Annotated in this window: 7 protein-coding genes; 1 reads left to right on the plus strand and 6 read right to left on the minus strand. The window is 61.7% G+C overall.

Going from position 1 to position 14,993, the window contains the following annotated elements:
* Positions 1-15: 15 nt before the first annotated feature.
* The 3 genes from HK439_RS04665 to HK439_RS04675 all read right to left on the minus strand — a co-directional run bounded on the left by HK439_RS04665 (position 16) and on the right by HK439_RS04675 (position 9,561).
* Positions 16-558: an invasion associated locus B family protein gene (locus tag HK439_RS04665; RefSeq protein WP_190290204.1), complete on the minus strand. Its 543-nt coding sequence runs from the start codon at positions 556-558 to the stop codon at positions 16-18.
* A gap of 204 nt (positions 559-762) precedes the next feature.
* Positions 763-8,775 carry a hypothetical protein gene (locus HK439_RS04670; RefSeq protein WP_190290205.1) on the minus strand — a complete coding sequence of 2,671 codons (8,013 nt, stop codon included), beginning with the start codon at positions 8,773-8,775 and terminating at the stop codon, positions 763-765.
* Positions 8,776-8,781: 6 nt separating this feature from the next.
* The gene (locus tag HK439_RS04675; protein WP_190290206.1) at positions 8,782-9,561 is read right to left on the minus strand and encodes a filamentous hemagglutinin N-terminal domain-containing protein; all 780 of its coding nucleotides are present in this window, start codon (positions 9,559-9,561) and stop codon (positions 8,782-8,784) included.
* Positions 9,562-10,061: 500 nt separating this feature from the next.
* Here HK439_RS04675 and HK439_RS04680 point away from each other — a divergent pair, with 500 nt between their 5' ends.
* On the plus strand, positions 10,062-11,792 hold the full coding sequence (locus tag HK439_RS04680; protein WP_190290207.1) for a ShlB/FhaC/HecB family hemolysin secretion/activation protein: 1,731 nt from the start codon (positions 10,062-10,064) through the stop codon (positions 11,790-11,792).
* Between the two features lie 89 nt (positions 11,793-11,881).
* Here HK439_RS04680 and HK439_RS04685 read toward each other — a convergent pair whose 3' ends face one another.
* Genes HK439_RS04685 through HK439_RS04695 form a run of 3 tightly spaced genes read right to left on the minus strand, consistent with a single transcriptional unit; the run spans position 11,882 to position 14,987 of the window.
* A complete protein-coding gene (locus tag HK439_RS04685) occupies positions 11,882-13,087 on the minus strand; it encodes an ABC transporter substrate-binding protein (RefSeq protein WP_190290208.1) in 1,206 nt (401 codons plus the stop codon).
* 48 nt (positions 13,088-13,135) lie between these two features.
* The gene (locus tag HK439_RS04690) at positions 13,136-14,098 is read right to left on the minus strand and encodes a branched-chain amino acid ABC transporter permease (RefSeq protein ID WP_190290209.1); all 963 of its coding nucleotides are present in this window, start codon (positions 14,096-14,098) and stop codon (positions 13,136-13,138) included.
* A 16-nt stretch (positions 14,099-14,114) separates the two neighbouring features.
* Entirely contained in the window at positions 14,115-14,987 is an 873-nt protein-coding gene (locus HK439_RS04695; RefSeq protein WP_190290210.1) for a branched-chain amino acid ABC transporter permease, read from the minus strand.
* Positions 14,988-14,993: the final 6 nt, after the last annotated feature.

The following is a 14,993-nucleotide window of genomic DNA, read 5'->3' on the forward strand; positions in this document are numbered from 1 at the left end:
CAGGCCAGGCCGTCGTCAGGATGGCGTATCGAATGTCTTCTTGAAGGCCGCGGTAAAGCCCTTCAGCGAAACCGGAACGCCCTTGGCCGCACCGGACCGGTCCTTGAAGACGATGGTCATCGCCTGGGCCTTCTTGAACATCTGGGCCGCATCGTCACTGAAGGAAGCGCCGGCAATACAGAAATCGGGATAACAGGTTTCATAGGCAGCATTGACGGCGACCTTGTCACCGACGCGGAGTTCGACCGGACTGCTCAGATGAACGGCGAGCGGCAGCTGGACGACGACCCGCATCGCCTCCTTGCCCGGAAGCCGGCCGACGGCAATCTTCGCCAGCAGGCCCTTGTTGTCTTTCGCAGCAATGGCCTGCAGCATCTCGCAGAGCTTTGTCGACTTGTCGTCGAGAAGACGGCACTGGACGGTCCAGTCGCCGAAGGTCGCGGTTGTCTGCGAGGGCGTATCCGCGTCTTCCGCCGCGAAGGACGGTGTGAACGACAAAGCCACGATCAATGCCGCCGCTACGGTTCCGGTAAATACCTTAAAAAGAGAGCTAAACATCTCATGCCTCCTGATCGGCCCGCGGGCACCGGAAAAACGTGTCTGGCCTCCCCCGGTGCCGGAGCTTTCGGCGCAAGGTCTCAACATGAGCGCCAAACCGCAAATGAAAGACTAATTTAACCTTAATCCGCGGCGGTACATGACAGCGGCGCGGCAGCGCCGCCGTCTGCGGATTTTCCGGCCGTTCGCCTCTGCGGCGGGTTCCTAGTTTGCCGCCGCAACGTCGAACGGCAGGGCGCTCATGTACATGTGCGGATAGGGTCCGTCGATGAAGGATGCGCAGGCATAGCTCCGGATGCGCCCCGCATCGTCCAGCACCGGGCGGCAGCCGCCCAGCCGGTAGGTCCGGTCGACCGGATTGCCGTAAGGCCGGATCCACGGGAACGGCGGACGCAGGATCCAGTCGCCCGGCGCCTGGATGTTCGTGGTCTCGATATCGCCGATGCTGAAGCCGAAGAATTCGTTGAGCCGTTGTTGCAGGTTCATCACGTCGGCCGGGGTCAGCGGCAGGAAGAAGATCTGGCCCAGCGTCATGTCGTCATCGAAGTCGATGATCCGGTCCTCGACCGACTGGATCAGCGCCGGCAGGGACTTAGCCGGAACCGGAACCCCGTCGAAGGTCGCGCTGTTGCCGTCGATGATCGTCGGCCGGGCCGGTTCGAACAGACCGCCATTGGCGAGAACGATGAAGTTGCCGCCGCCCGGCGCGTTGAAGGCCGTATCGCCGAGCGTATCGCCGACAAGCGACAGACGCGGACCGGACAGATACATGGAAGGCGCGCCCGTGAAAGTGTTGCCGCCGGTCGAGGCGATGTCGATGTCCAGTGCGGGCGAGAAGTCGCCGTTGATAACCGACAGCCCGGCCCCGGTCGTTCCGGTGAAGCTCGAGTTGGCGAACGACAGCGTGTTCGCGGATCCGCCCTGGCCATAGTTGGTCAGCAGGAAGCCGTTGGTTCCGCCCGTGCCGGAGGTATCGCTGACCGAGATCGTCGAGCCCGAAAGGCCGTTGAAGAACACCGCGTTCTGGCTTCCGGTCACCTGGTCGTTCTGGCCGATGGTCACATTCGTATCGATCAGACCGCCGGAAAAATCGATGCCGTTGCCGTTCATGCCGTTGATCAGGGTGTTGCCGCTGATGTCGACGGTGGACGGATCGATCAGGCCGGCAAAGGTAACGCCGTGGCCGTCCTGACCCGTGATCGCGCCATTACCGGCGACCGTCACGATACTGTCGGTGACCGGGCTGTAGAAAAGCAGACCGTCACCGGTTTCGCCCAGGATCGTCGTGTTGCCGGTCACCGCAACGGTGCTGTCGGTCACGGGACCGTCGATGGTAATGCCCTTGCCGGGGTCGGCGAAGAGACCGTGACCGGTGATGCTTCCGTTCCCGGCGATGGTCAGCGTGGACCCGCCTTCGATCTTGTCATTGGCATCGATGCCGTCATCATCGCCTTCGATCGACGTGTTGCCGGCGACGGTGACGTTCGAGTCGAGGATGTACATGAACTCGATGGCGTCGTCCCCGCCCCGGATCGTGCCGTTACCGCCGAAGCTGGTCGCGGTGCCGTCGATGGCAACCGTGGCCGGGCCGATGTTCACGGTCGAATGGCGGATGCCGTAGTCGAAGTAGATCGCTTCGTAAGTGTCGCCGCGGATCTCGTCATTGCCGGCGATATTCACGGTCGAGTGGGTAACCGGCGCCCAGAAGGCGATGCCGCCGTCCCCGCCGTTGACCGACGTGTTGCCGACGATGTTGACGGTCGAGCCGACACGAACCGGGGCATCGAAATCGATACCGGACGAGCCGCCCGTGATTTCGGTGTTGTTGGCGACGGTGAAATCGGTGTTGTTCAGGATCCAGGTCTCGATGCCGGTCGTGCCGCCCGAGATGGTGCCGTTGCCGCCATAGGTCGTGGCGGTGCCGCCGACGTCGATGGTTGCCGGACCGATGTTCACCGAGGAGTTGCGGACGGTGCGATAGAACCAGATACCGTCATCGATGGTACCCTCGATGGAGGTGTTGCCCGCCACATTGACGGTACTGTCGAGCACCACGCCGAGGAAGTCGAGACCGGTCTCGCCGCCGGTGACCGCGTCGTTTCCGGCCACGCTGAATTCGGAGCCGCCCGTCACCCGGGACGCCACCTGGACACCGTCCACGAGCGTGCCGTCGATCGCGGTATTGTCGGCGATGGTGATAACCGAATTGTCGATATTGCCGATCCCCTCGGGCGGTCCGAACAGGATGCCGTTATAGCCTCCGAAGATCTGCTGGTTGCCGTTGATCAGCACGCCGCTGTCGGAAATATCGCCACTGAATTCGATCCCGTTGAAGAAACCGCCAATGGCGGGCAGAGGTGAAATGCCCGCATTCGTGTTGCCGGTGATGTCGAACTGCGTGCCGTTGATAAGCGATGCATCGACAAGAATGCCGGAGTCCAGTTGACCGGTGATGCCCGTGTTGCCGGCAATCGAAATCATGGAATTGTCGATGATCGCCGGACCGTCATAGGTAAACAGGATCCCCGAATACCAGCCGTTGATGGGGCCGTTTCCGGAAATCTCGATCATTCCGTCGGTAATGTTGTTGGAGAACTTGATGCCGTCCCCGCCAACGCCGGAGATGCCGGTGTTGTTCAGGATCGAAACCGATCCACCGTCGAGTTCGCCGATCTGAATACCGTCACCAAGACCCAGGATGCCGTTCGCTTGTGCAGACGTTGCTCCGCCAACGGTGAACGCACTGCCGCCGGTGATATTGCCGCGAACGGCAATGCCGTCCTGATTGCCGATGATGTCGGTGTTGCCCGCAATGGTCACCATCGAGGCGCCGTTGATGTTTCTCTCAAAGACGATACCGTTTTGCGACTGGCCCTGGATCAGCGTGTTGTCGCTGACATTGACCTGCGCACCGCCGGAGATCTGCTGTTCGAACTCGATACCGTCACCGGCCGCACCCACGATCTGGCTGTTGTTGGCAATCGTGAACGATCCGCCGGAGATGACGTCGATGTCCATTCCGTCCTGAGCGGCGGCGATACTGTTGCCGTCAGCCGCACTGGCGCCGCCTATGAGAATGGTCGCATTGGTCAGCGAGGCATCGAAAAGAATGCCGTCGAGATCGAGGGATTCAATCGTATTGGCACGAATGGTGACGGATGCATCCGTCACGGAGCCGCTGAACGCGATCCCCCGATCCGCACCGCTGATGTCTGTATTGTCCTCGATCAGAATGTGTGTGGAGGCTCCGGAGATGTCGCCGAGGAATTTGATCCCGTCGTCATTGCCACCGGCATCGACCAGCGCCGCGATCTGGCTATTGCCCTGAATCGTGACCTGGCTCGCGTTCGATATATTCCCGTTAAAGAGAATTGCCGTTTTATCGCTGGAGATGGCGCTGTTCAGGATCTGGATATCGGCGCCGCTGAGCGCATTGTCAAACTCAATCCCGCTTCCGGTAACACCGCTCATCGTCACATTGTCGACGGTGAGACCGAGGCCGGTGGTGACAGTGTTGTCGATCAGAATGCCCGCACCGCCCGCGGCCGTTCCGGTAACGGTACCGTTCTCGATGGTGACGTTATCCGCACCGGCGGTCAGCAGGATCGCGGGATCGCCACCGGTTCCGGAATAGCTAAAACCGTTCAGGGTCACGCCGTCGGCGCTGACGGTGAAGCCCGGGCTCGCCGGAACGACAACCGCGTCGTTGACGATATTGACCGGATTGCTGACGTCGTCGACGTTCTGCATCGTCAGCCCGGCGACATCGAGGACCACACCGCCGATCGTGTTGTACGTCCCGCCCAGAACATTGACGGTCGCACCCATGGCGGCAACGTCAACCGCGTCGTTCAATTCCGCCCCGCCGGTCGAGCCGAGCACGTTAACGGACGTCGCCGTGCCGGTGATGCCACTCGGTGCCGTCAGATTGCCGTCGAGGTTGACGGTCGGCGCATCGACAAAGATCGAACCGCTTGCGGTGACGCTGGCGCTGTTGGCGACATTGAAGATGGAAGCGCCGATTGCCATCGAGCCGACAGCGCTGGTGCCGGTTGCGGTCACCGAACCCGTATTGGTGATGTTCACATCGCCACTGGTGGAGTTGGTAAAGGTCACCGACGTCGCATCGACATTAAGATCGTCGGCCGCACCGATACCGGTCGCGCTCACAATGGTCAGGTCGCCGACGGTGATGTCCGGATCGGCGGCGTTACTGTCGATGATGCTTCCACCCGTCCGCAACTCCAAAGCTCCGACCTTTGCAGGGTCGAGGGTAATTGCGTCGGTGATGGTGATATCGCCCGAGCCTGAGTGACCGATCTGAAGCACGCCGGGTGCCGTCACCGTGTCGAGTTCGGCATCGGTCAGGCCCAGTGTATTGACCCCATCCGACCCGCCGAGATCGATGGCAACGGTTGCGGTAGAAGACGGATCATCCTCGAGGATCACCCGGTTCACCGCGGAGATGGTGCTGCCCTGGTTCAGCTCAATGTTGTTGGCACGGATATCGATCTTGGCGTTGCTCGCACTAATGCCGGAATCCGCGTCGATGATGTTGGCGTTGTTGATGAAGGTACTGTCGCCCGCCCCACCGTTGCCCTGCTGGGCGACGAGGAACATGTTGCGGCGAGAGGTATAGATATCATTGTTGACGGTGAGATCGCCGTTCGTCGTTTCCAGCTGAATGGCCAATAACGGGCTGAACCCGGTGGAAGCCGTGTTGCGCAGGCCGACGACGCCGTCGACGGTACCGATAGTCAGGTCGCCGCCGTTATTTGTCTCCAGGATCGCAATGCCGCCGCCGGTCGTGTTGAGCGCGGCAACTGTGTCAACTTCGGTTTCGAGAATCTCGTTGTTGGCAATCCCGTTGACCGACTGAATGGCAAGGTTGGAGACCTGGACATCGACACCGGGATTCAGGTCGAGAATTTCATCGCCTGTGATCAGCGACAGTGTGCTCGTGTTGGCCGGGCTGATCGTGTCGTTGAAGGTGATGCTGCCCGCATCGCTGCTGCCGATGCGCAGTATGCCAGCCGTGACCAGGTCAAGCTCCGTATCGGTGAGGCTCAGGCTTCCGATGGTCTCGGTGCCGAGGCTGATGGTCTCGCCGGCAGTCACCGGTGCAAGCGTGACAATGCCGGTGCCCGCATTGACGGCGCCCGCAATACTCATGCTGTCGGCCGACAGATCGATGGCACCGTTGTCGGCGGCAATTCCGCCTGTCGCGGCGATGGTCACGGCGTCGGCGCTTGCCGCGAAAGACGTCAGCGCCGTCGTGCTTCCGATCAATCCATTGACGCTGACCGTACCGCCCGAATTCACCGTCAAATCGTGAGCGCCGTCGACGGTGTTGTTGAAGGTCACGTCGCCGGCATCGGTGATCAGCGTGTCGACACCCAGCGTCACGGCATCGTTGAAGGTCAGCGTATTGCCGGAGAGCGTGAGCGCACCGCCTTCCAGAAGGGTTGTGCCTGCTGCGTCCGTCGTCAGACTGGCGAGTGCGGTCGTTCCGCCGATCACGCCGCGGAAATTGGTTACACCCGGCGCGTTGATGGTCAGATCGTAGGCGCCATCGAGTGCGTTGTGGAACCGGACATAGTCGTTCGAGGTCAGCGTCGTGTCCGCGCCGAGAACGACATCGTTGAAATAGGCCTGCCCGAATTCCGTCGTGGTCACCGAGCCGCCGTTGAGGTTGGTCTGACCTCCGCTGGTGACCTGAAGGCCCTTGAACGACACCGCGTCATTGAAGGTGATCGTGTCGAAAGCCCTGAGGATAACGTCGACGTCGCCGATCAGCGTCCCGTCGAAGGTGGAATTGCCGCGGAGCGCCCAGATCTGCCCGCCTCCGGAGACGGTGACGTTGTCGCCAAAATGCGCATCGCCCTGAATGTCGACTCCACTGACCACGCCGGTGTTGAACGCGGTCGTGCCGCCGGCGTCCGTGGTCAGGCCGCCGAGCCGGGTCGAGAGGCCGATCGTGTCGTTGAAAGCGGTTGTCCCGGAGGTGTTGACGGTCAGGACAGGCGAGCCGTTCAGTGTCGAATTGAAGGTGATGTTGCCGCCGCCGGAACTCGACAGAAGTGTGTCGGAGAAGAGCCGCGTCCCGCCATTGAAAGTCTGCGTGCCGGTGCTGTTGTAGGTACCGCCGAGGGCCGTGTTCCCCGTAGCCGACAGGTTCGTGAACGAATAGGTTCCCCCGTCGTTCATATTGATGGTGCCGACGGACGAGTTGAGATTGACCGTGTTGCCGGACTGGTTGCCGCTGCCCAACGTGATGTCGTCATAGGCCGTCAGATTGATCGGACTGCCGGCCAGGGTCGCGGTCGTAGCCAGGGAAACTCCACCGTCGGAATCCGTATCGTTATACCCGGCGGTCAGGTTGAGGCTTCCGTTCGCGCTGACCGTGGCGCCGCTGCCGACGATCACATCGTCGCCGGCCTGGAGGGTGACATTGCCTCCGGTCGACTGAACGGTCACGCCCGCATTCACGGTGATGTTGTCGGTATTGACGGTCCCGGATTCGCCAGCAGTCGCGGTCAGATTTCCGCCACTGGTAACATTGGCGGCGAAGGTCATCGGGCTGGCCGCGGAAAGCGCCGTGGTGCCAGCACTGGAAGAACCGGTAAGGCCGTCGACCGATGCGATCGTCAGGGCACCGGTATTGGCGATATCGACATTGCCACTGGTATTGTCAAACGCCAGGTTGGACACCGCCGTATCGAGACTGATGCCGCTGCCGGCCCGCACAGCCAGGCTGTCGACGGTCACATCCGTCCCCGATGCATTGCCGTCCACAACGGCGCCGCCGGTGGTCAGCGACAGGGTGTTCACCTGCGCGGGTGCGATCGAACTGCCAATCGTGATGGAGCCGGCGGAACTGTTTCCGAGGCTCAGGGTATCGGCCGCGATCCGGTCGAGAACATCGTTGTTGATGCTGAGGCTGCTGCCACTGTTTCCACCCAGCAGGATGGTTCTGCCCGCCGTATGGGACTGGATCGAAACTGTACCCGTGCCGGCGCTGATCAGCGGATCGAAAGTGGCGCTGCCGTTGACCTGAAGATTATCGGCCTGGATGCTGATCGCGCCGCCGGAGGTGTCGATATGCGCATCGCTGGTCCGGAAAATGACCCTGGAGGTCCCGCTGCCGCCGCGCGCGGTCAGGCTGACATCGCCGCCGCTGGTGGTCAGGGGATCGCCGATGGACACGTCATTGGCCGCGTCGAAGATCACATGACCGCCACCGGTGTTGAACACCTGGCCGAAGTGAATGATGTCGGCGCTTGAAACCGGGCTCGCCGTCGAGGAGCTTCCCGCATACCACTCGTAATTGGTACCCGTCGTCCCGTTCGTCAGGAACCCGACCTGCTGGGTGTGGATGGTGTCGGCGGCATGGATGATGAAGGTCCCCATGGTGCCGGTGTTGTTGTTGATGATGACGTTCCCGCCACCGCCGAAGTCGACTCGTCCGGTGCCGCTGGTGCCGTAGGTATCCGTATTGAGCTCGAAGGTTCCGCCGCCGTTCAGAACCCCCTCGATGATGGCGTCGTCGAGGTCGAATGCACCGGCCGTACAGCCGGAGGTGCTGGCGGTCGACACACAGACGTCGCCCGGATCGACCAGCATATACCCTGTCCGGACGGTTCCGTCGGTCACGCCGATTCCCTTGGTCGACATTTCGACGAAGCCGTTATTTCCACCCCCATTATCGCCACCCATGGTGTCGACAAGGCCGTGGAAATTGAGCTCGTTGTTGCCCCAGGCAATGACCGTGCCGCCATCGCCGTCCGTTGACGACGCATCGATTGTGGCGCCTGCCTCGATCAGCAGGCTGTCCGCCGTCGGCATGAAACCGTTACCTGCGGCCCCGGCATTGTCGCCGACCGCGATCGAATAAGTGCCGTCGCCGCGATCCAGGTAACCGACTGTGCTGTCATCGGCGAGCGTGCCGCCGTGTTTCGCCCCGCCGATCAGGGCGGTTCCGCCCCCGTTGGTGCCCGAGACGTCGATCTCCGCGCCCGATGCGATCTCGACATCTTCGCCGGTGATATGAACCGTGCCGCCGCGCGACGGCGGAACGGGAATGTCCTGTCCGCTCTTGGGAAGATCCACCCGGGCCAGGACCTTGCCGGATACCCGGACTTTGCCCACACGTCCGCCGCCGAGCACGATCCTGCCGTTGCGCACGCCGACCGAGTTGGCCTGGGCGATCCCGGACATGTTGATCTACTGATCGAGCACTCGCGAAGCCTGGCTCGCGGTCATGACGATGGAGCCGCCGTCGGCGACGATCTTGCCCTTGTTGGAGACGAGCGCATCCGCGTCGGACCCGTCCTCCTTCTTCGGCTTCGCCCTGGTCGGGCTCGTCAGCGTGAAGTTGATCAGGCCGTCGCCACGGAAATCGATGGAATGGGTCTCCCCCGCCCCCAGGATGCCCGTACCGAGGTTCGCCTGAATGTAGCCGGAGTTTTCCACTCCGGGGGCGACCAGGGCCGCGAGCCCGGTGTCGCGAACGGAGATCCGCCCGGCGTTGGTCACCATTGCATCCGGCAAGCCCGGCCGGTCGAAGTCGAACCGGCCGTTCATGAAATTGTCGTTCGAGATATCGGCGCTGGAGGCGATCAACCCGCCCACGTCCAGAACGGAATTTGGGCCGAAATGAATGCCGTGGCGGTTGACGATGGCGACATTGCCGTTGGCGAACAGCGATCCGTCGAATTTCGTCGCCGAATTCGAAAGCACCCGGTTCAGGGCCCAGGCCGACGACCCTGGCTGATTGAAGCGGACGGTTTCAGAGGCGTTGGTGTCGAAGCTGTTCCATTCGATCACCAGCCGGTCGGACGACTGGTCGATCGTGGTGGTGGCGCCGGATTGGGTGATGCTGCTGGAGCCGGCGGTAACGCGGCCGCCGGACGGGCCGGCAAGAAGCGGCTGGATGCTCGTTAAAAACGTGAAGCCAAAGCAGAAAGCCCCGCGAAAAAACCGGTTCACCGTTGCGCTACGCATTACTCAAACGCCTACTCGCGGGGCCGACCCGGCCGCCAGGTTAATACACTGTTAATACTGCGTATCAGAATAGGATCGTTTTCGGCCCAAACTCAATGCTACCGGTAACGTTTCGGTAACTAATTTGGCGCGTGGTTAATCTTCACAAAGGCCCCGTTTCCGGATTTTCCCGATCGTTCATGCGGTCTTTCCGATCTGTCGGCATCGCTTCCCGATCCTGATTGGCGAGCTTTCGCCAACACGTCCACCGCCATCAAAAGCGAAGAAATCCAAGTACTTAAGGAAATATTAACCATGCCACATTTATGGTTAACGCAATAATTACAGGGATCGATTGTTCGGAAATTCACCTTCAGTGTGAATGACTTAGATTAAACGCAGTAGTGCGGAAACAGTTCGAAGGCTCCGCGTCTTTCGTCCCTGCCAGGGTTGCAATGGCTCCACGTGTCTCCTTGTGGCGCCCAGGGACGGAGTTCCTTCACGTGAAGAGCCTCAAAGGAATGACTTTGAAGCCGCTGGTCTCGTTTCTGCTGGCGGCTGCCGCGGTCCTCGCTCCCCTGTTTTTGACTGCCCCCGCCCGCGCACAGGTCACCATTCCCGGTCCGGCCCAGCCGGGCCGCGCCGAAGAATGGCTGCGCAATCTGCCGATCTCGCCTTACCGGATTTCACCCGGCCCCATCGTCCAGGAAGGCGAAGGCGCGGGATTGCCGGACGTCGATCTGACCCTCACCATCAACAATGTGGTTCTCGAAGGATCGACGGTCTTCGACCAGGCCGACTTTCAGCCGATTTTCTCCAAATACACGGGCCGCGAGGTTCCGGTCGCCGTCATCTTCCACTTGGCCGCGGAAGCAACCGCCTTCTATCGCAGCAAGGGCTATATCCTGTCCCAGGTGATCGTCCCGCCCCAGGAGGTCGACGGCGGCGTCGTCAGGCTTCAGGCGGTCGAGGGCTACGTCAACAACGTCGTCGTTGAAGGCGAGGACGGCAGCTGGCGCGATCTCGTCCTCGCAATGACGTCCAAGATCACCCGGTCCCGCCCGCTGCATTCCGATGACCTGGAGCGCTACCTGCTGCTGGCAGGCGATCTGGCCGGTCTTCAGGTCCAGGGCTACCTGTCTCCGTCCCCGTCGGTGCCGGGGGCCGCGACCCTGACCGTCAAATCCACCTATGACCGGTTCGAGGCTGCCTTCCAGGTCGCCAATTACGGGTCGGAATATGTCGGGCCGTGGACGGTTTCCGCCGGCTTTACCGAAAATTCTCTCCTTGGCCTGCACGAACGCATCGGCGTGCGGTTCCAGACGGCCCCTTCCGTGGACGAACTGCTGTTCGGCGAAATCGTCGGTTCGATCCCGGTCGGCACCGAAGGCACATCCGTCTATGCGCGGCTGTCCAACAGCGCCTCCGATCCCGGCAACGGACTGCAGCAGTTCGGCGTCACCAACGACAGCCTTTATGTGTCCGTCGGCGCCCGCCATCCGCTGATCCGCTCGCGCCGTCAGAACCTGTTCATCGACGGCCGTTTCGACTGGGTCGATCTGAGCTCCGATTCCACCACCTTCGGCAGCATTTCCGACGACAATCTGCGCGTGCTACGCCTCAGCGCGGATTACGATTTCGTGGATTCATGGTTCGGGGCCGGGATGGCGGCGGTCACGACGATTTCGGGCCGCATCAGCATCGGGCTCGATGCCTTCGGCGCGACCAAGTCGGGCGATCCGCTTGCCTCTCGGACCGGCGCGGACGGCAGCTTCACCGCCCTGTGGGGCGATTTCCAGCGCCAGCAGCGGCTGCCGATGCGGGGCGTCAACCTGCTGGTCGCCGCCCGCGGCCAGTATGCCTTCGAGGAGCTGCTTTCCAGCGAGGAAATCGGCTTCGGCGGAATGGACTTCCTGCGCGGCTACGATCCCAGCACGATCCTCGGCGACCGCGGCATCGCCGGCAAGGCGGAGCTGCAGTACACCCGTCCCCTGGACTACGGCAAATACCTGCAGAGCTACCAGCTCTACGCCTTCCTCGATGCCGGGGTGATCGAGAACATCAATTTCGACGGCCTCGGCAACAACAAGACAAACGCCCTCTATTCCACCGGCGGCGGTATCCGGCTTGCCTCTGCGAACAGCCTGGAATTCGATGTCGGACTTGCCGCGCTCCTCAACGACAATCAGAACGTCAAGAACCTCGGCACGGACAATCTGCGGCTCCTGTTCAAGGTGACAGGCAGGTTCTGAACCGTTTCATTCCCGTTCGGCAAAAAGAAACCGGCGGCTCCCGAAAGGAAGCCGCCGGTCCTGTTTCAAGCGCTTGAAGAGCGTGTCGCTTACTTCATTTCGGTGATGGTCTCAAAACCGTCGCCTGCGACCTTGAACAGGGCGTAGGTGCCCGGAACGTCGCCGTTTGCATCGAAGTTCTCGTCGCCTGCAGCGCCCTTGTAGTCGATGGCGGTGCCGGCTGCGATCAGTTCCTTGGCCTTCTTCCATTCACCCGGCATGATCGGTTCGCCTTCGCCGTTGGAGACTTCGCGAAGAGCGGCCGAAACGCCGGCCTTGTCGCCACCGGCCTTTTCAATGGCCAGAGCCATGAGGAAGGCTGCGTCATAGGACGTGGTCACGAAGATCGCGCTCGGATCGCCGCCGGAGGCCTTGAAGGCTTCGTTGAACATGTCGAGCGACTTGGACTTCTCGCCTACCGGCGAGGACGCCACGAAGGTCGAGAGGTTTTCCGCACCCAGTTCCTTGATCGGAGCTTCGGACTTCATGCCGTCACCGCCGACGAACTTCTCGAAGAAGCCGTTTTCCAGCGCCTGACGCAGAATGGTGAGGCCGGTGCCGTCGCCATAGTCGAAGATGACCAGCGTATCCGCGCCACCCTTTGCCAGTTCGGCGAGGTCGGACCGGTAGGAGGCCTTGCCGTCTTCGTGAGCCGCATAGCCGGCAATCTCGCCACCCTGGGTCTCGAACTCGGACTTGAAGGCATTGGCAAGGCCGGTGCCGTAGTCGTTGTTGATGTAGGAAACGGCAACCTTGTCGTAGCCCATGCCCTTCAGGGTCCGCGCCAGCGCACGGCCCTGATAGTCGTCGGACGGCACGGTACGGAACACGGTGTCGTTGTCCTTCAGGCCGGTGATTTCCGGAGACGTACCGGACGGCGTGATCACGGTGATGCCGGCCGGAATGGTAACCGAACCGGCAGCGGCCAGAACGGCGCCGGAACAATGCGGGCCGACAATGCCGACGACGCCTTCGATGTTCACGGCCTTGGTGGCCGCATCGGTACCGCCTTGCGGATTACAGGCACTGTCGCCGACAACGCCGACCAGCTTGTCGCCGCCCAGGATGCCGCCCTGCTCGTTGACCTGCTGGACTGCAAGCTGGGCTGCGTCGATCATGGCCGGAGCCATAGCCGCAATCGGGCCGGAGACGCCGCCGATCAGGCCGATCTTGACGTCGGCGGCCTTGGCCGTAGCGCTGGCCAGGGCGGTTGCTGCGAGCAGACCGCCGGCAATTGCGAGAATTTTGGACTTCATGGGTACTACCTCCACTTGTTTTCGGGCTTTTGCCCGTATGAACCCAGTTTATTTTTCAGACGAAACATCATCCGACCGCAGGTCGCCGCGCAGCGGCTCCGGCAGAAGTCCCTCCGGCCGGAAGCGCAAAACAAGTTGCAACATCAGGCCTATCAGGAACAGACGGATGTATTTCGCCTTGACCGCATATTCCTGCGGAAGTTGATCAGTTGCAATCTCAGAAACTGACCAAATGGTCCAAACCACGGCCGCGCCGAGGATTGCGCCCCGGTTATTGCCCGATCCTCCGAGGATCAGCATGATCCAGACGAGGAAGGTCGCAACCATCGGATCGATGGCTTCCGGCGTGATTGAACGGTTGAAATGGGCAAAGAGCGCGCCGCCAAGACCCATCAGGGCCGAACCGAAGATGAAAGCTTCCAGACGCCGGTACTCGACGTTCTTGCCCATGGCGCGTGCCGCCAGTTCATTGTCGCGGATCGCCCGCATCATCCGGCCCCAGGGCGCGTTGAACTGCCGTTCCACCATCAGGTAGGCGACGAGCAGGACAATGGCGACGATCGCCAGATAGGCCATCTGCGACTGCACGTAGGGAAGATCGCCGTAGGGACGCGGGATGTTGGTGATCCCGCGCGCGCTGTTGGTGAGTTCCGCTTCCGACTTGATGACGAGGCGGATGATTTCCGCCACGCCGATCGAGGCAATCGCCAGATAATCGGAGCGGAAACGCAGGCATATCTTCCCGATCGGCCAGGCGATCAGGGCCGCGGCAATCATCGCGCCGATCCAGCCGACGTAAAACGGCAGTTCGAACCCGCCGAGCCTGCCTTCCGCATAGGGGCTCGTCAGGATCGCCGAGGTATAAGCGCCGACGGCGAAGAAGCCGGCGATCCCGGCGTTGAAGAGACCGGCAAAGCCCCATTGGATGTTCAGGCCCAGCGCCAGGAGCGCGTAGATGCCGATGAAGATGCCCATGAAGAGGGCGTAGTTGGCAAGACCGATAAGTTCCATGATCCTACGCCTCCCTCTAGAGAACCTTGCCGCGCAGCAGCCCGGTCGGGCGCACCAGCAGCATGAACAGGAGGATGGCGAACGCCATCGCGGCCTTGTATTCGCTCGGCAGAACGAGAACGGACAGTTCCTCCGCAATGCCGACGATCAACCCGCCTAGAACGGCCCCTTCCACACGCCCGACCCCGCCGAGGATGGCGCCGGCGAACATCGGCAGCAGCATGTGCCAGCCCATCATCGACTTGAGCTCGGTGTTGATGCCTAAGAACACGCCTGAGGCGGCGCACAGGCCGCCGGCGATGACCCAGGTGAGGATGACCACCTTCTTGTTGTCGATCCCCGACAGGAGCGCCAGGTTGGGATTGTCCGACATGGCGCGCATGGCCTTGCCCCACTTGGAGCGGGCGAGGAACAGCTGCAGTCCGCCGACGAGCGCCAGCATGAACACCACCGTGTAGATCTCGCGATCCTTGATCCGGAGACCGAAGTAGTTTTCCGGGCGGACGATGCCGCGGACGTAGCTTTCCGCGTCGACGCCCCAGACCACCTGCACCACGGAGCGGACCATCAGAGCGATACCGAGCGACGCCATCACGGTGACGATCTTCGGCCGCTCGCGCAGATGCTCGTAAAACACCTTGTCGATGCCGACGGCGACACCGGCCGTCAGGATCATGGCAATCGGCAGGGCCGCCAGAGGCGACAGGCCGAAGCCGGTGACGACGGCAAAGGCGAGAAAGGCGCCGAGTGTCGCCAGGTCGCCGTGGGCCAGATGTGCATAGCGCAGGATCGCGAAGATCAGCGTGATGCCGACCGCGCCCAGCGCATAGATCGACCCGAGCACGACGCCCGGGATCAAATAGAAGTTCAGAAAATCCAGAATGCTCATATCGTT

This window comes from Roseibium aggregatum (assembly GCF_014692675.1).
Lineage (GTDB): Bacteria > Pseudomonadota > Alphaproteobacteria > Rhizobiales > Stappiaceae > Roseibium > Roseibium aggregatum_C.

Excerpts from the sequence above, each read along its gene's own strand:
- HK439_RS04665 (WP_190290204.1), bottom strand. The coding sequence starts at position 558 with ATGTTTAGCTCTCTTTTTAAGGTATTTACCGGAACCGTAGCGGCGGCA.
- HK439_RS04670 (WP_190290205.1), bottom strand. The coding sequence starts at position 8,775 with ATGTCCGGGATCGCCCAGGCCAACTCGGTCGGCGTGCGCAACGGCAGG.
- HK439_RS04675 (WP_190290206.1), bottom strand. The coding sequence starts at position 9,561 with ATGCGTAGCGCAACGGTGAACCGGTTTTTTCGCGGGGCTTTCTGCTTT.
- HK439_RS04680 (WP_190290207.1), top strand. The coding sequence starts at position 10,062 with ATGACTTTGAAGCCGCTGGTCTCGTTTCTGCTGGCGGCTGCCGCGGTC.
- HK439_RS04685 (WP_190290208.1), bottom strand. The coding sequence starts at position 13,087 with ATGAAGTCCAAAATTCTCGCAATTGCCGGCGGTCTGCTCGCAGCAACC.
- HK439_RS04690 (WP_190290209.1), bottom strand. The coding sequence starts at position 14,098 with ATGGAACTTATCGGTCTTGCCAACTACGCCCTCTTCATGGGCATCTTC.
- HK439_RS04695 (WP_190290210.1), bottom strand. The coding sequence starts at position 14,987 with ATGAGCATTCTGGATTTTCTGAACTTCTATTTGATCCCGGGCGTCGTG.